Source organism: Micromonospora chokoriensis (genome assembly GCF_000718555.1).
Lineage (GTDB): Bacteria > Actinomycetota > Actinomycetes > Mycobacteriales > Micromonosporaceae > Micromonospora > Micromonospora chokoriensis_B.
This window is the reverse complement of the sequence record NZ_JOAN01000014.1, coordinates 47,329-62,266: the sequence shown is the minus strand read 5'-3', so window position 1 is coordinate 62,266 and position 14,938 is coordinate 47,329. Positions and strand designations below refer to the sequence as shown.

18 protein-coding genes and 1 riboswitch are annotated in these 14,938 nt (G+C 72.0%); of the genes, 13 read left to right on the top strand and 5 right to left on the bottom strand.

The genetic code is table 11. The features are described 5' to 3' along the window. Positions 1–41: 41 nt before the first annotated feature. Positions 42–171, bottom strand: a riboswitch (cobalamin riboswitch). 164 nt (positions 172–335) lie between these two features. Beyond that, positions 336–671 (bottom strand): hypothetical protein, encoded by a 336-nt coding sequence (locus tag IF46_RS0119210; protein ID WP_030489723.1) that lies wholly within the window; start codon positions 669–671, stop codon positions 336–338. Between the two features lie 246 nt (positions 672–917). Here IF46_RS0119210 and IF46_RS0119205 point away from each other — a divergent pair, with 246 nt between their 5' ends. From IF46_RS0119205 to IF46_RS0119180, 6 genes are all read left to right on the top strand, one after another. Next, the gene (locus tag IF46_RS0119205) at positions 918–1,373 is read left to right on the top strand and encodes an RNA polymerase sigma factor (protein WP_232234090.1); all 456 of its coding nucleotides are present in this window, start codon (positions 918–920) and stop codon (positions 1,371–1,373) included. After that, entirely contained in the window at positions 1,366–2,076 is a 711-nt protein-coding gene (locus IF46_RS0119200; RefSeq protein ID WP_030489721.1) for a hypothetical protein, read from the top strand. Before IF46_RS0119205 ends, IF46_RS0119200 begins: the two co-directional genes overlap by 8 nt. Before the next feature lie 104 nt (positions 2,077–2,180). Beyond that, positions 2,181–2,657 (top strand): hypothetical protein, encoded by a 477-nt coding sequence (locus IF46_RS0119195; RefSeq protein WP_232234089.1) that lies wholly within the window; start codon positions 2,181–2,183, stop codon positions 2,655–2,657. Positions 2,658–2,741: 84 nt separating this feature from the next. Continuing rightward, positions 2,742–2,897, top strand: a complete 156-nt coding sequence (locus IF46_RS34465; protein WP_157563165.1) for a hypothetical protein — start codon at positions 2,742–2,744, stop codon at positions 2,895–2,897. Then, on the top strand, positions 2,894–3,685 hold the full coding sequence (locus IF46_RS0119185; RefSeq protein ID WP_030489719.1) for a metallophosphoesterase: 792 nt from the start codon (positions 2,894–2,896) through the stop codon (positions 3,683–3,685). The genes IF46_RS34465 and IF46_RS0119185 overlap by 4 nt, the downstream gene beginning before the upstream one ends. Positions 3,686–3,705: 20 nt before the next feature. Further along, positions 3,706–4,371: a hypothetical protein gene (locus tag IF46_RS0119180; RefSeq protein WP_030489718.1), complete on the top strand. Its 666-nt coding sequence runs from the start codon at positions 3,706–3,708 to the stop codon at positions 4,369–4,371. Positions 4,372–4,441: 70 nt separating this feature from the next. On the opposite strand, the gene IF46_RS0119175 is transcribed toward IF46_RS0119180, so the two are convergent. Next, positions 4,442–5,359, bottom strand: coding sequence for an aldo/keto reductase (locus tag IF46_RS0119175; protein WP_030489717.1), 918 nt, complete (start codon positions 5,357–5,359; stop codon positions 4,442–4,444). Positions 5,360–5,432: 73 nt separating this feature from the next. Beyond that, positions 5,433–6,695 carry an MFS transporter gene (locus IF46_RS0119170; protein ID WP_036392565.1) on the bottom strand — a complete coding sequence of 421 codons (1,263 nt, stop codon included), beginning with the start codon at positions 6,693–6,695 and terminating at the stop codon, positions 5,433–5,435. A gap of 159 nt (positions 6,696–6,854) precedes the next feature. On the opposite strand from IF46_RS0119170, the gene IF46_RS0119165 reads away from it, so the two are divergent. Then, a complete protein-coding gene (locus IF46_RS0119165; RefSeq protein WP_030489715.1) occupies positions 6,855–7,844 on the top strand; it encodes a LacI family DNA-binding transcriptional regulator in 990 nt (329 codons plus the stop codon). A gap of 18 nt (positions 7,845–7,862) precedes the next feature. Here the strand turns inward: IF46_RS0119165 and IF46_RS0119160 are convergent, their stop codons facing one another. Together IF46_RS0119160 and IF46_RS0119155 are read right to left on the bottom strand one after the other, a co-directional pair. Beyond that, positions 7,863–9,089, bottom strand: a complete 1,227-nt coding sequence (locus IF46_RS0119160) for an FUSC family protein (RefSeq protein WP_232234088.1) — start codon at positions 9,087–9,089, stop codon at positions 7,863–7,865. A 70-nt stretch (positions 9,090–9,159) separates the two neighbouring features. Beyond that, positions 9,160–9,627: an NUDIX hydrolase gene (locus IF46_RS0119155; RefSeq protein ID WP_051724011.1), complete on the bottom strand. Its 468-nt coding sequence runs from the start codon at positions 9,625–9,627 to the stop codon at positions 9,160–9,162. 170 nt (positions 9,628–9,797) lie between these two features. Between IF46_RS0119155 and IF46_RS32625 the strand changes: the two genes are divergently transcribed. From IF46_RS32625 to IF46_RS0119125, 6 genes are all read left to right on the top strand, one after another. After that, entirely contained in the window at positions 9,798–10,580 is a 783-nt protein-coding gene (locus tag IF46_RS32625) for an LppM family (lipo)protein (RefSeq protein WP_051724010.1), read from the top strand. Positions 10,581–10,727: 147 nt separating this feature from the next. After that, positions 10,728–11,072, top strand: coding sequence for a hypothetical protein (locus IF46_RS0119145; protein ID WP_030489839.1), 345 nt, complete (start codon positions 10,728–10,730; stop codon positions 11,070–11,072). Positions 11,073–11,083: 11 nt separating this feature from the next. Continuing rightward, positions 11,084–11,692, top strand: a complete 609-nt coding sequence (locus IF46_RS0119140; protein WP_030489712.1) for a hypothetical protein — start codon at positions 11,084–11,086, stop codon at positions 11,690–11,692. Next, entirely contained in the window at positions 11,689–12,387 is a 699-nt protein-coding gene (locus IF46_RS0119135; RefSeq protein ID WP_030489711.1) for a carboxypeptidase-like regulatory domain-containing protein, read from the top strand. Before IF46_RS0119140 ends, IF46_RS0119135 begins: the two co-directional genes overlap by 4 nt. Positions 12,388–12,410: 23 nt before the next feature. Continuing rightward, on the top strand, positions 12,411–13,661 hold the full coding sequence (locus IF46_RS0119130; RefSeq protein WP_030489710.1) for a phage tail sheath family protein: 1,251 nt from the start codon (positions 12,411–12,413) through the stop codon (positions 13,659–13,661). A gap of 1 nt (position 13,662) precedes the next feature. Continuing rightward, on the top strand, positions 13,663–14,145 hold the full coding sequence (locus tag IF46_RS0119125; RefSeq protein WP_030327509.1) for a phage tail protein: 483 nt from the start codon (positions 13,663–13,665) through the stop codon (positions 14,143–14,145). Positions 14,146–14,938 lie beyond the last annotated feature (793 nt).

Sequence of the window (14,938 nt, the reverse complement as noted above, 5' to 3'; positions counted from 1 at the left end):
CCTCCTCGGGTGTCCACGCCCTGGGGTACATCCGACGGCCGAAGTATCCTGGCTTCCGGATCGACGCTCTCCCCCGGCCTTCCAACCGCAGACACACGGCCGTGACTCACGAGGGGGGATCACTCCCCGGTGACAGTGGCGGGACCGCGTCGGATTCGCACCGACTTCCTTCACTGCCGTCAGGCCGCGAATGCTGCCACATAGCCGCGCCGGCGGTCAACGCAGACCTCGGCGTCGCCCGGCCACCCTCACCAGATTGACCTGCGAAGATGCCCTAGCGTGCGGTTGCCGCTCGCCGCAACGGCGGCTGTTGAGCTGGGTCATCGACGCCCCGATCAGCGGGCGTGGCGCTCCGGGTGGGCTCGGCTCCAGGTCCGCATGCGTTCCGGGTAGCCGGTGCGCGCCGCCTCGTACAACGGCACCGCGTGCTTGCGGGCGATGGCCCCGGCCGCGCGAGGCGTGCCGGTACGACGCCGGATCCACTCGCCGTCGTGGGCGATCGCCACCACTGTGGTGTCCGTCGCGGTGGTCTCCGGTTCCAGGTAGAACTCCACCCCGCGCCGAGTGGCGACGAACGCCTCCAGCGCCGCGAGGTCGTCGCGGGTCGCCTCCCGGTCCAGCTTCGTCGGGGTCGCCTCGACACCCCGTGACCGGCGATTGAACCAGCTCATGCCCCGCCCCTTCCCTCGACGCCCCTGAAGTGCAGCACGGATTCCTGGAAATAGGCTGCGCGCCGGGTGGGAGACAGCTGACCAGCGTCGGGTGGAACCCACGGCGGGTGGGCGGTGTCATGAGTGTGATCCGAACGGAGGTCTGCCCTGGACGACGACGCGCTCGTCACCCGCGCTCGGGCAGGTGACCTGGAGGCGTACGACCTCCTGGTCGCCCGGCACACCGCGTCCGCGTACCGGACGGCGGTGCTGCTCGGCGCGGGCTCCGACTCCGAGGACGTCATCCAGGAGGCGTTCGTGAAGGCGTACCGGAAGCTGTCCCGGTTCCGCGGCGACTCGTCGTTCCGGTCGTGGCTGCTCACGATCGTCGCCAACGAGACCCGCAACCTGCACCGATCCCGGGGCCGGCGCGACGGGTTGGTCCTGCGGGCGGCGGCAGCGGACCCGACGTCCGAGATCACCGAAGACGACGCCATCGACACGGTCCTCGCCGGGGAGCGCCGGACCGCACTGGTGCAGGCCCTGCGTCAACTGCCGGTACGCGACCGCGAGGTGATCGTCTGCCGGTTCTTCCTCGACCTCACCGAGGAGGAGACGGTGGCGGCTCTGGGCTGGCCCCGGGGCACGGTGAAGTCGCGCACCTCCCGGGCGCTGGCGAAGCTTCGCAACCTACTCGACCCTGCGGAGGTCCGGCATGGCTGACCTCGAACGGGAACTGCGTGACCTGTCCGCCTGGCTGGAGACGCCCGATCCGCCCGACGTGACCGCCCGCGTCCGCGTACGGCTCGACAAGCCCGCGCGCCGGTGGCGCCCGCTCGTCGCGGCGGCGCTTGTCGCCCTGGTCGTGGCGGTGGTGCCACCGACGCGGGCCGCCGTCGCCGATGCCGTCGCGGGGCTGCTGCGCTTCGCGGGTGTCAGCATCGCCACCTCGCCCACCCCGAGGCTGCCCGGCGGCACCGCGTCACCGTTTCCCGGGCAGCGGGCCGTCGCCCTGGACGAGGCACAGCGTGCGGTACGGTTTCCGATCCGCCAACCGGCGAAGCTGGGCCCGCCCGAGCAGGTGCTCATCGCCGATCCAGACGCCGCCGGTAGGTGTCGGGTGGCGACGCTGCTCTACGACGGTGGCGCGCTGCGCGTCGACGCGTTCGACGGTCGTCTCGACCTGGCCTTCCACAAGGAGGTCACCCCACCGGGAGCCGAGTGGGTCCAGGTCAACGGCGACTTCGCCGTCTGGGTCGACGGCCCACACGTGTTGTCGTACGTGGACCGGGCCGGCGAGGTCCGCAGGGAGACCGCCCGCCTGGCCGCCTCGACCCTGATCTGGCAGGACGACGACGCGAGCTACCGGCTCGAAGGCGTCCTCAGCAAGGCCGAGGCGATCGAGATCGCGCGCTCACTGCGCTAGGAACCTGACGGGCTCGGGCGGTGTCGGAGAGGTGCGACGAGTCGTCGAGGCGTACCGGAAGGGGCGAGATGGGTTCCTGGGGCAGGTTGACGCTGGCATCCTCGGTGGTTCTGCTGGCGGGGTGCACCACCACGACAAGTGGCGGGTCGGCCGCACCGACGGGCGCTACCGCCACGACGGCGAGCGCTCCGGCGGGCTGTGCGGCGCGGGTCGAGACGGGGGCGCTGCCGGACTGGGCGGACGCCGGATTCAGCGGGGACGCACGCGTTCCGCACGTATTCGGCGCGAAGGGTGACATCGTGGCGGTGCTCTTCGCCCATCCGCTGCGGCAGGTCCGGACGGACGGGTCGAACAACAAGATCCTCTGGGTGGCCCGCGCCGCCACGACCTCACCCGACCCGACCGCACCGGCAACCATGGTCATCACCGCCAGGCTGGACGGCACCGACACCCGGGTGATCCGGGAGGTCGCCGGCGGCCCCGGTCCGTCGATCATCGACCTGCCCCAGGCCGGTTGCTGGCGTCTCGACCTGCGCTGGTCCGAGCACACCGACACGATGGACCTGGTCTACGCCCCTTGAACTACCCGGTCTCCGCAAGGGCCGAGCGATGCGGGATCGGCGACGCTTGGCCCGTTCGCCGGGAGTACCTCTACCGTGGCGGCCATGGTGACGCTCGACGACATGATGCGGCGGTTGGCCGCCGACCGGGACGTGCTGATGGACCGGACCAAGGAGGAGATGTCCGCCGGGTATCGGGTGCGTGGTGGCCCTCTCGGTGACTTCTGTGAATCGCTGCGTGACCCGGTGGCAGCGGCATGACGCCGTTGTACGTGGCGGCGGACATCCACGGTCACCGGTCTGAGTTCTGGGAGCCACTTCGTGAGGCCGGGCTCGTCGACCACGCTGGGCACTGGTCCGGGGGTGGCGCGCGGTTGTGGCTGCTCGGCGACTACGTCGATCGCGGCCCGGACGGTATCGGCGTCATCGACGACATCCAGCGGCTGGCCGTCTCCGCAAGCGCTGCGGGCGGCCACGTCGGGGCGCTGCTGGGCAACCACGAGGTGCAGTTGCTCGCCGCGCACCGGTTCGGCACCAGGCCCGTTGCCGGGTGGGACGAGCCCGGCGGGTTCCGCGGTGGCTGGGCCCGGTTCGGCGGACGTGACAAGGACCTACACCGGCTGACGCCACAGCATGTCGAGTGGATGACGTGTCTGCCTGCGGTCGCGGTCGTCGACGGGTTCCTGCTCGTGCACTCCGACACGGACCGATACCTGGAACTGGGATCCAGTGTGGCCACCGTGAACGCGGCGGTCACCACGGCTCTCGGCTCCAGCGACCCCGCGGCGTGGCTGGACTTCTGTGGCCGGATGAGCGATCGGGGTGCCTTTCGTGACGCCGCGCTGGCGAACCCCGACGATCGGGTGTCGATGATGCTGCGCACGCTCGGGGGCACCGTGCTCGTCCATGGCCACAGCACCCTCACCAAGCACTTCGGTGTGGCGCCGAAGGATGTCACCAGTGCGCTGCGGTACGCCGACGACAGAGTCATCGCCATCGACGGCGGCGTCTACGAGGGCGGCCGGATCCTGCTCACTCGGCTCCGCTGACCCTGGCTAGACTGCCTGGCGTGCTGGAGGACGTGCGGGCGGCGGCCCGCAACAACGCCGAGTGGTGCGACATCGTCTGCGGCAGTCACGGGCTGACCGGCCGTACCGATGCCGACGCCTGGTCGGTCCCCCGCCGCTCGCCACCGTGGTACCCGGACGCGGTCACCCTGCGACCGGGCGTCGACGCCGAGGCCCTGCTGGCCCGGATCGACGCGGGCCCTGGCGCGTCGGTGAAGGACAGCTTCGCCGACCTCGACCTGTCCGGGTACGGGTTCCGGGTGCTCTTCGACGCGCAGTGGATCCACCGGCCGCCGGGGGCGCCACCGGGTGACGCGCCGCTCACCCCGGTCAGCACGGCCGAGGACCTGGCGGCCTGGGCGACGGCGCAGGGCGGCCCGGGCCTGTTCCGCCCCGCGCTCCTGGCCAACCCACGGGTACGCGTCCTCGCCCGCCGCGACGACAACGGCGTGATCACCGGCGGCGCGGTGCTCAGCGGCGACGACAGCACGTACGGCGTCTCCAACCTGTTCACCCACACCGACAACCCCCGCGATGTCTGGCTGGGGGTCTGCGCCACCCAGCCCAACGCCTCCCTGGTCGGCTACGAGTCCACCCCAGACCTACCCCCAGCCCAAAGCGCAGGCTTCCACCAAGCCGGTCCCCTCCAAGTCTGGCTCCACGACTAACCCCCCTTGCCCTCGTCGATCATGAAGTTAGCGACGCGACACGCCGACATCGGTGGCAATAACCTCATGATCACCGGGGGACGGGGAGGGGGTCGGACAGGTGGGACAGGTCCTCCGGGGTCAGGTGGAGGGCTGCGGCGGCGACGTTCTGCTCTAGGTGGTTCGGGTTTGCGGTGCCGGGGATGGCTAGCACGTGGGGGCCCTGGTGCAGGGTCCAGGCTAGGCGTACCTGCTGTGGGGTTACGTCGTGCGCGCGAGCCACCGCCTCGACGGCCTGGCTCTGCGCGGCGCTCGCACCCGCCTCCCGCCCGGTGCCGGCCAGCGCGAAGAACGGCACGTAGGCGATGCCCCGCTCACCGCAGAGCCGGACTAGGTCGTCCTGCTCCCGGTAAGCGTCCACCCCGTAGTTGTTCTGCACACAGACCACCGGCGCGATGCCCGCCACCTCGTCCAACTGCTCCGGCCGGACGCCGGAGAGCCCGAGGTGCCGGATCAGCCCAGCGGCACGCAGTTCGGCGAGCGCGCCGAACCGATCAGCCAGCGGCGCCGCGCCCGGCCCCCGGCCGAGCCGCAGGTTCACCACGTCGAGTTGGTCGCGGCCGAGCCGACGCAGGTTCTCCTCCACCTGGGCACGCAGCTGCGCCGGGGTGAATGCCTCGGTGAACCCCGCCTCCGGGTCGTACCCGAAGCCGACCTTGGTGGCGATCACCAGCTCCTGCGGGTACGGGGCGAGCGCCGCGCGGATCAGCTCGGTGGCGTAGCGGGCCGGGCCGGCGCCGACGCGCAGGGTACCGCCGGGCGAGACGTAGAACGCGGCCGTGTCGATGTGGTTGACGCCGAGCTCCACGGCGCGGCGCAGCAGGGCGACGGCCCGGTCGCGGTCGGGGTTCGCGGTGATCCGCATGGAGCCGAAGCCCATCCGGCGCACAGTGCGGTCGCCCAGGTTCCAGGTGCCCGCCGCGGCGGCGGGGATCTCGTCGATTGGCATCGGGCGACGGTAACCAGCACGGGTGCGCAGCGCAGTCGGCCACGCACCCGATACCGCCCGACGGCGAAGTGGGTTAGTTTTTAACTACCGACGGAGCAGTTTCAGCGGGGTGCGGCGGGCGCAGCACCGGCACCAGCAGCAGGGTCGGCAGCAGCAGCAGTGGCACCACCAGCAGCGCGCGCAGGGTGCCGACCTCGTCGCCGATCAGCCCCAGCAACGGCGGGCCACCGAGGAACGCGGTGTACCCGATCACCGCGACCACGCTCACCCGCACCGCCGCGTGCGCCTCGTCGTCGGCCGCCGCGCTCATCCCGACCGGGAAGCCCAACGACGCACCGAGGCCCCACAGCGCGACGCCGACGATGGCCACCGGCCCGGAGCCCGCCAGCACCGCCAGGCCGGCGCCGACCACGGCGAGCCCGATGGTGCCGCTGAGCACCGGCACCCGACCCCACCGGTCCAGCGCGATGGTGCCAACGGTGCGCCCGACGGTCATGCCCACCACGAAGACACCGAAGACCGCCGCGCCGGCGGCCTCGCTCAGGTCCCGCCCGTCGATGAACGCAACCGCCAGCCAGTCGTTGGCGGCACCCTCGGTGAACGCCGCGACCAGCACGAACAGCCCGATCAGCAGGGTGCGCGGCTCCCGCCAGGCGGCCAACTGCGCCCGGCGACGGGCAGCCGCAGTGGCGTCCGCCGGGTCGCCGGTGTGATCGCTGCCCACGGGCAGGAACGTCCGGGCGGCGAGCGCGGTGCCGGTCAACACGACCACCGCCACCGCCACGAGGTGCGTGCCAACCGACACGTCGAACCGGGCCGCCACGGCGCCCAGCCCCGCGCCGGCCACCGACCCGAGGCTCCACCCCGCGTGGAAACGGGGCATGATCGTCCGGCCCAGCCGCCGTTCCACCGCCGCGCCCTCGATGTTCATCGCGACGTCGCAGGCGCCGGAGCCGTAGCCGAAGGCGACCAACCCCAGGGCGACGATGGCGAACGACCCGGTCATCGTGGCGCCCAGCCCCGCCACGGTCAGGCCGATCGCGACCAGCACGGTGGCCATCGTGACGGTGCGGGCTGCCCCGAATCGCTGGGCGAGCAGGCCGGAGGTGGGCATGGCGAGCAGCGCGCCGACGCTCATCGCCAGCAGCAGCAGCCCGAGGCGGCCGGCGGAGAGGTCCAACGCCTCACGGACCGCCGGTACGCGGGAGAACCAGCTGCCGACGGCCAACCCGTTGAGGGTGAAGGTGACAGCGACGCCGTTGCGAGCGAGCCGCACCGCCCGCAGAGGCGGTGGTGCGGTGTCCGGGGCTACGGGTCGACTGGTGGGGGCGCTCACGAGGTCAGGTCCTCTTTCTCGGGGTGAATCCTGGCACGATCGCACACCTGAGAGCGCTACCACCGCAACCGGCGACCGCCCCTTACCGCTGGTGCTCCGGCCGGGGCATGATGTGAGCAGGCGTTTGTCCGACCGGACGGGCCGCCGCAGGAGGCGACGATGACGACAGCGGCACACCGACCGGCCACTCTCGAGGACGTGGCCCGGGTCGCCGGGGTGTCGAGGTCCACGGCGTCGCGGGTGATCGCCGGCACGGGGTTCGCCTCGCCGGCCGCCCGGGAACAGGTCACGGCAGCCGTCGACCAGCTCGGCTACGTGCCCAACCCGGCCGCCCGGGCGCTGGTCCGCGGCGGCGGCGTACGCCTGGTCGTGGCCGCTCTGGGGACCAGCGCCGCGGTGCTGGACGACCCGTACGTGCACCAGGTGGTCGGCTCGGCCGCCCGAGTGTGCACGCCCGCCGGGGTCGGTGTGGCGCTGTACTGGCTGCCGGTCGGCGACCCCCGCGGCCTCGCCCAACTGGACGGGGATGGCAGCGTGTGCGGGGTGATCCTGGTCAACACCACCGAGGAGCTGCTGGAGGCGGTGCCCCGGTCGCTGCGCGGCCGGGTGGTCTCGATCGGCGTCGGCTCAGCGACCGTGCCGTCGTTCGACGTCGACAACGCCGCCGGCTCCGAAGAGGTCCTGCGCCACCTGTACGCCACGGGTCGCCGCCGGATCGCCATGGTGACCGGCCCCCGATGGCTGCCCTGCGCGCAACGCCCCGTGCAGACGTACCGCCGGCTGATGGGCGAGGCCGGCCTGCCGGAGCGGATCCTCCCCGGGGACTTCACGGCGGCGCGCGGCCGGATGGCTGCCGGCGAGGCGCTGCGCCGCTGGCCGGACCTCGACGCGATCTACGCGATCAGCGACGACACCGCGCTCGGGGTGATCGCGGGCCTGCGGGACGCCGGTGCGCGGGTGCCCGGCGACGTCGCGGTGGCCGGCTTCGACGACATTCCGGTGGCCGGGTTGACCACCCCGGCGCTGACCACGGCGAGTCACCCGGTGGGGCGGATCGCCGTCGCCGCGGCTACCGCTCTGCTGGACGGGCGTCCGACCGCTCCGGTGACCCTCTTCCCGTCCGCGCTGGTGGCACGGGCCAGCGCCTGATCCGACACTCAGCGGGCGTCAGGTGTTGGGGAGGCCCAGGGCTTCGTCGACGCGGGCTACGGCGTCGTCGTTTTCGGGATTGACGCCCCGCAGCAGGTCGACGGCCGTGGACCGGACCTGACCGATGATCATCGCCAGTGGGAGAGTCTGCGTGGAGCCGAAGAGCTGCCCGGCGGCGCGCACGGCGGCCAACGCCGACTCGTCGACCAGGGTGGCGTGCCGGTCGGCGGTCTCGTCCTGCCCGTCCAGGTCGGCGGCGAGGGCGGCACCGGCCTGACAGACCGCCTCGGCCAGTGACCGCAGGGCGGCGCCCAGCTCCGGCGGAGCCGGGGTGTGCAGCCGGCTGAGAGTCACGCCCGCACGGGCCAGCACCCGGACGTTGCGGACCGCGTAGTCGATCTGCCGGATCGACTCGTCCACCGAGCGCAGCCGACCGATGTGCTGGCGTCGACGGACGTTGAGCCGCAGCGCCTCACCGGCGGCCAGCACCCCGTCGCGCAGCCCGTCCACCCGGGCGTCCATTCCCCGGGCCTGCGCCAGCGCGGCGACCGCGGCCGGCTCGTCGCGGTGGTCCAACGCGTCGGCGATCGCGCTCAGCAGCCCGGCCAACTCGTCGAAGGTCAGCCGCACCTCGGCGACCAGCGGGGCCAGCGGACGCCGGGAGTCGACCAGCAGACTGGCCACGAGCGCTACCGCGCCACCGATCAGCGCGTCGACGAAGCGAAACGGCACCAAGGACCCGCCCGGCGGTGCGACCACCACCAGATAGAGCGCGGAGACCGCAGCCTGCACCATCGTCACGCCGGTGGCGCCGAAGGCCACCGCGAGCAGGACGGTGAACAGGATGACGGTGAAGACCGTCCAGGTGCTTCCCGGGCCGAGCGCCTGCACCACCAGGTCTGCGACGAGCACCCCGGCGGCGACCCCGAGGATGACCTCGACGGCTCGGTGGATGCGCTGCCCACGGGCCTGACCGAGAACGATCAGCGCGGCGGCTGGCGCGAAGAAGGGCTGCGGCTGCCCTAGCAACCGGGTGGCGAGCAGCCAGGCCACGGTCGCCGCGACGGTCGCCTCCAGCACCGGCCGCCAGCCATGCCGCAACCGCCCACCGGCCGTCCGCAGGCCGCTGAACCCCACCATCGCCACCTTCTCCCACCCGCGCAGGCCGGCCTGCCACGAGCACCACGCCGCCAGCCCGTGACGGCCTGGGGTGATCGTCTCCCACCACACAACGGACCTGCCCACCGGGGCTACTCCGCGCCCCGCCCGGCGTGCCGGGGTGTGACGGCCGGCCGAGCGCGCCGTGTGCCGGTGACTACGCGGACTGGCAACCACCAGTGGGCTGAGCTGGCCCGATGGTCGTCCGGCCGGTGGCCGCGGCGGCGTACTCCGGTGAGGCGAGGAACTCGGTCAGCACCTCGACGGTGCCCGGAGTCCAGGGACGACCGTCGAGCACCTCGGCACCGGGGACGAAGAGCATCGCCGCGCCCTCGCCGAGCACCACGTCCTCCTGCCGGGCCCGGGTGCTGCCGAGGAAGTAGTGCTTCACCCGGTCCAGTTCGGGTAGCGGCTGCACGGCGACCGGGCGCAGCGGCCCGTCGGCGCGCAGGCCAGTCTCCTCCCACAGCTCCCGCTCGGCGGTCTGCTCGGGCGTCTCCCCCGGCTCGCCGTGGCCGCCGGGCAGACCCCACACGTTCGGGTGGTGCATCGCGTCGCCGTCACGCAGTTGCAGCAGCAGTTGCCCGTCGGGATCTACCAGCAGGACGCACGCGACGACTCTCATCCGACCAGCCTACGGTCCACGAGGAACCGTCGTCGCCGCAAAGCTCCAGAATAGTCGCTCGGGTCTCCGTCGGAGCTAATCAAAGGCGACAGTGCGCCGGTACAATCGGCGACTTCGTTGTGACCGATCGCTGACTGCTGATAGTGAAAGCGATCACACACACTGAGCCCATGAACAGGAGAGTCAACCGCGGTAAGGCACTCCGCGTCGCGGTGTGTCTCCTCCTTCTCGCCGCGCTGAGCGGTTGCATGGAACTCAACATGGGGTTGACTGTCAACGCCGACGACACGGTCGACGGGCAGCTACTGCTGACGGCCCAGAAGTCCGTGCTCAGCGCACGGAACAAGAACATCCCGGCCGCCTTCGCGGAACTGCGGCAGAACATTCCCGCCCTACCGGCCGGTGAAGAGACCAAGTACGAGGACGACAAACTCTTCGGCTCCCAGATCAGTTACCACAAGGCGCCGCTGGCCGGCTTCGACACCGAAAGTGTGAAACTGGTTCGCGACGGTGAGCTGTACCGCTTCACGCTGCCGCTCGATCCCAAGAAATACGGCGGAAAGGTCGCGGAGCAGAATCCGCAACAGCAGCAGGCATTTCTCCGGCTCATGTCGTTCGAGATCTCGGTGACATTTCCCGGCCGGGTGATCGACAGCAACGGCAGCGTCAACGGCCGATCGGTCAGCTGGAAGGTCGACTCCAGCCAGGAGAAGCCGCTCGAACTGCGGGCCGTGGCCGAGGCGCCACCTCGACCGTCCGCCTCGCCGGCCGCGGCCGACGACGAGGACGACGGCGGATTCCCCTGGCTGCTAGTCGTCGGCGGTGTCCTCCTGCTGCTGCTGATCGCCGCGGTGGGCGTACTCCTGGTGCGCCGCCGTCACCCCGCGGCGCCGGCTGTGCCCGGTCCGACCCCGCCGCCGGGCCCGCCCGCCGGCGCCCCGGGGCCCGGCTGATCTACCTGGTGGCCGGCTTCGCCGGCCACGCCCGGCCCCGGCCGCCCCCGACACGACGGCGACCGGCCCCGGTGCTCCCCCGACAGGCGCACCGGACCTCACCACCACCACATCCCGGTCGCACCATCGCAGAAAAGGGGGATCGTCATGAACGATCTCTTCACCTGGGCCGCCCTGGGGACCATCGCCGGCGCGAGCGCCGCCACCCTGCTAGCCACCAACGTCATCGGCGGGCTGATCGGCCCGAGCGGCGACAAGCTCCGCAAGTGGATCGCCATCGCCATCGCGCTGCTGCTGTCCTACGTGACGGCGGCGTTCGCCGACGACGCCGGCGGCGAGAAGTGGGTCATCGCGTTCTTCAACGCGCTTGTCATCTTCTCCGCCGCGCTCGGCGTCAACCAGTTCCCGCCCGGCAACCGGCAACCGACCCAGGCGTCGCCCACCCAGGTCGCGCAGGGTCGCGAGCCCCGAGTCTTCCGCTCCTGGGTCTGAGAGGTGTCGTCATGATCTTCGGAATTCTCAGCGCGGCCATCCAGGTCGGCTTCGGCGCCCTGCTCGGCTTCCTCGCCGGTGGCCCGATCGGGCTGCTGATCGGCGCCGTCGTGGGCCTGGTGGTCGGCGCGGTCTTCGGCTGGTCGGTGGCCTCCGCCGGGGTGTACGCCTCGGACGCCCGCGGCATCTTCCTCTTCGTCGTCGACCACACCTGGAGTCTGCTCAACACGGTCGTCGGCGCCATCTACCTGACCATGCACCTGATCTTCGGGCACTCGCTGGACCGGCCCACCTCACTGGGCAGCGGGCGGGTCAACGTGGTGGAGGGGGTCTCGCCCCGCTACGCCACCACCATCGGCACCGTCTGCGCCGGCTCCAACTCGGGCATCCAGCGGCACGAGGACGTGCACATCTTCCAGGGCCGCCTGCTCGGCCCGCTCTACATCCCGCTGGTGCTGGCGAACTACGTCCTGTTCACCATCGCGCCGGTGTGGCTGCTCTACCACGACCACACCAACGCGCCGATCAACCGCTTCACCAGGTACTTCGAGATCGGCGTCTACCCGCACGTCTGGAACGAGGCCATCGCGTACCGGATCCAGGGGACGCCGCCGCGATGAGCACCCACGGGCGCGGACCGATCGAGACCGCCACCGCCGAGCTGGTCGCCTGGGTGAGCAGCACGGCGGGGGAACCGGTCCCGATCGGCCCGCCCCGCGCGTGCGACGACGCCGACGGGCTCACCCTCTGGCCGATGGAGCTACGCCCGGCCCGGCAGACCCGCTCCAGCGGCGCGGTCCGCGAACCGTACCGGTTCACGGTTCGCCACCTGCTCTGCGTGACCGGGCCGGCCGGGTTGCCCCGGCTGGATCGGGTGCTGACCGCCGCGACCAGCGACGGCAGTTACCCGGTCGTCCTGGAGGCCGGTGACCCGCCGCTGTGGACGGCGTTCGGTACGGCGCCCCGGCCGGCGCTGCTGATCGACGTACCCGCGCAGGTGGATCACCCGACTCCGGCCGCGCCTGCGGTGCTGCAACCGCTGCGGCTGCGCCAACTCGACGTGCGCAGTCTCAGTGGACGGGTGGTCGGCCCACAGGACCAGCCCCTGGCCGCGATGCGCGTCGAGCTTCCCGGCACCGGGTCCGCCACCCGCACCGACCCGCAGGGCCGGTTCCTGATCGTCGGCGTTCCACACGACCCCGAGCACCCGAGCCCGGTCCGGCTGCGGCTGACCGGACGTGGGCTCGTCCTCACCGCCGACGTCGACGCGGACGAGGACGACATTGTCATCGTCTGCGCGCCACCGACCCACTGACACCCACCTGCACAGGAGGATCGATGCCCAGTTACTTCTCCCCCGGCATCTATGTCGAGGAGGTCCCCAGCGGCGCCCGACCGATCGGCCCGGCGAGCACAAGCATCGCCGCGTTCGTCGGCGTCTCGCCGGACCGCTCCGCCCACCTGGGCAAGGCGGTGCCGGTCAACAACTGGACCGAGTTCCTGCGGCTCTTCGCTGGTGGGGAGCGGGTGGAGAGCACCCCGCTGGCCCGGGCGGTCTTCGGCTTCCTGGACAACGGGGGCGCTCGCTGCTGGGTGGTCAACGTCGGCGAGGGCGGCGCGATCACCGGCACCGGGCAGCGGCGCGGCGGTCTGCAACTGTTGGAGGCCGTCGACGAGATCTCCATCATCGCCGCACCCGGCTTCCACGACGTGGTGTCCCACGAGGCGCTGCTCAGCATGGCCGAGCGCACCCGCACCATGGTCGCGATCTGCGACCCGGCACCAGACATCGACGACATCTCCGCGTTGACCCGGGTCGCCACGCCGTCCTCCGGCAAACCCGCCAAACCCGCCGAGGGTACGGGCGGCGGTCCCGGCGGCGGCCCGGCCCAGCCGGGCGGCTCCGGTGGGCACGAGGGGGCCGCCTATCGGCCGCGGCAGTCCGAGTTCGGCGCGTTCTACTACCCCTGGCTACGGGTACGCGACCCGATCAGCGGCGAGTTGGAACTCACCCCGCCGAGCGGGCACCTGGCCGGCATCTGGGCCCGCACCGACGCCCTGCGCGGCGTGCACAAGGCCCCGGCCAACGAACCCGTGCGCGGCGCCGTCGACCTGGCGTACCTGGTCACCCGACCGGAACACGACGTGCTCAACCCCAAGGGCGTCAACGTGATCCGCTACTTTGCCGGCGAAGGCATCCGCGTCTGGGGTGCCCGTACGCTCGCCGCCGAGGCCAGCGAGTGGCGCTACCTCAACGTCCGGCGCCTCAGCATCGCCATCGAACAGGCCATCGCCAACGGCACCCGGTGGATGGTGTTCGAGCCCAACGACTTCACCCTCTGGCGCTCGATCCGGCGCGACATCGGGGCGTTCCTGACCCGGGTGTGGCGCGACGGCGCGCTGCTGGGGCGCAGCCCCGAGGAGGCGTTCTTCGTCAAGTGCGACGAGGAGACCAACCCGCCGGACGTGCGCGACGCGGGCATGGTGATCGCCCACATCGGCATCGCGGTCGTCAAACCCGCCGAATTCGTGGTGTTCAAGCTGAGCCAGTGGGCCGGCGGCACCGAGACCGAGACGATCGGAGGCTGACATGCCCACCACAGCCACCCCGCAGCCCGGCGCCCCGGTCGACCCGTACCGGGCGTACAACTTCCGGCTGCTCATCAACGGCGTCACCAACGGCCACTTCACCGAGATGACCGGGTTGGAGGTGAACATCCCCGGGCAGCCGTACCGGGAGCACGGACTGGGTCGGATGCGGATGGTGCCCGGTCAGGCCGAGTACGAGCCGGTCACGCTGCACTTCGGCCTCACCGCCTCCCGCGAGCTGTGGGACTGGGTGAACGCCACTGCCCAGGGCACCCTCAACCGTCGCAACGTCTCCGTGGTGCTGCTCGACTCGGTCGGGACCGCCGAGGTGCTGCGCTGGAACCTGATCGACGCCTGGCCGACCCGGTGGCGGGGTGCGCACCTGAACACCCTCAGCCACGAGATCGCCATCGCCTCGCTGACCCTGCGCTATGAGGGCCTGGAGCTGGAGACCGGCGGTGCCACCGCGCCGACACCCGCGTAGCTGGCTGGCCGGCCGGCTGCGCTCGGCGGCCGGGGCGGTGCAGCGCCTCGCCGGACGGGTCGAGCCCGTCGGACATCGTGCACCGCAGCCGCCGCCGGATACCCCCGTTCCGACACCGCGCCGTTTCGGGGAACCCCCGCAGCACTGGCTGGACCTGGTCGCCGCCCACGCGCCCGGTCTGCTGCACGACCTGGACCTCGACCCGCCCACTGCTGAACCGGCGGAGGCGCGCGATGACCCCACCGGCGGGTCCGGCTTCGGCGATCGGATCGATCAGGACGGACCGGACCGGTGGACCGCGGTGACCCGACCAGCTCGACCCGACGGGGAGAGCGCCGGGCCTGCTGCCGACTCGATGGGTCGTCATGCCCCTGACACGGTGGGTCGTGTCCCCGGCACGGGTAGTGGGCTCGGCCGCGCAACCAGCGTGCGCAGCCCTGACCTGGCCGCACCCGCTGACGGGCGGGGCCGCTCGGCGTCCGCCACGCCTGGCACGGTGGGTAACGACGGCACGGTGGGCGCGGCGTACGGCGTCGACGGGCCGGAGGTAGTGCGCGGGGGCGCAAGGCCGGACGGGTTGCCCTCGATGGGCACAACCGGGAGGCCGGAGCACGCGTCGAGCGCAGCCGACCGATCCGACAGCCCAGGGATCGGCAATGCCAGCCCACGGGGTAGCAGCGACGCCGCGATGACCGCCGAGGTGCCCCTCGCCTCGAACGCGGACCGACGTTCGTCGGCCCGGCCGCTGGACGGTTGGCGTCGACGCGCGCCATCGGGCCGGTTCACGGCCCCG

Excerpts from the sequence above, each read along its gene's own strand:
- IF46_RS34465 (WP_157563165.1), top strand. The coding sequence starts at position 2,742 with ATGGTGACGCTCGACGACATGATGCGGCGGTTGGCCGCCGACCGGGAC.
- IF46_RS0119200 (WP_030489721.1), top strand. The coding sequence starts at position 1,366 with ATGGCTGACCTCGAACGGGAACTGCGTGACCTGTCCGCCTGGCTGGAG.
- IF46_RS0119145 (WP_030489839.1), top strand. The coding sequence starts at position 10,728 with ATGAACGATCTCTTCACCTGGGCCGCCCTGGGGACCATCGCCGGCGCG.
- IF46_RS0119175 (WP_030489717.1), bottom strand. The coding sequence starts at position 5,359 with ATGCCAATCGACGAGATCCCCGCCGCCGCGGCGGGCACCTGGAACCTG.
- IF46_RS0119130 (WP_030489710.1), top strand. The coding sequence starts at position 12,411 with ATGCCCAGTTACTTCTCCCCCGGCATCTATGTCGAGGAGGTCCCCAGC.
- IF46_RS0119135 (WP_030489711.1), top strand. The coding sequence starts at position 11,689 with ATGAGCACCCACGGGCGCGGACCGATCGAGACCGCCACCGCCGAGCTG.
- IF46_RS0119155 (WP_051724011.1), bottom strand. The coding sequence starts at position 9,627 with ATGAGAGTCGTCGCGTGCGTCCTGCTGGTAGATCCCGACGGGCAACTG.
- IF46_RS0119125 (WP_030327509.1), top strand. The coding sequence starts at position 13,663 with ATGCCCACCACAGCCACCCCGCAGCCCGGCGCCCCGGTCGACCCGTAC.
- IF46_RS32625 (WP_051724010.1), top strand. The coding sequence starts at position 9,798 with ATGAACAGGAGAGTCAACCGCGGTAAGGCACTCCGCGTCGCGGTGTGT.
- IF46_RS0119165 (WP_030489715.1), top strand. The coding sequence starts at position 6,855 with ATGACGACAGCGGCACACCGACCGGCCACTCTCGAGGACGTGGCCCGG.
- IF46_RS0119210 (WP_030489723.1), bottom strand. The coding sequence starts at position 671 with ATGAGCTGGTTCAATCGCCGGTCACGGGGTGTCGAGGCGACCCCGACG.
- IF46_RS0119140 (WP_030489712.1), top strand. The coding sequence starts at position 11,084 with ATGATCTTCGGAATTCTCAGCGCGGCCATCCAGGTCGGCTTCGGCGCC.
- IF46_RS0119185 (WP_030489719.1), top strand. The coding sequence starts at position 2,894 with ATGACGCCGTTGTACGTGGCGGCGGACATCCACGGTCACCGGTCTGAG.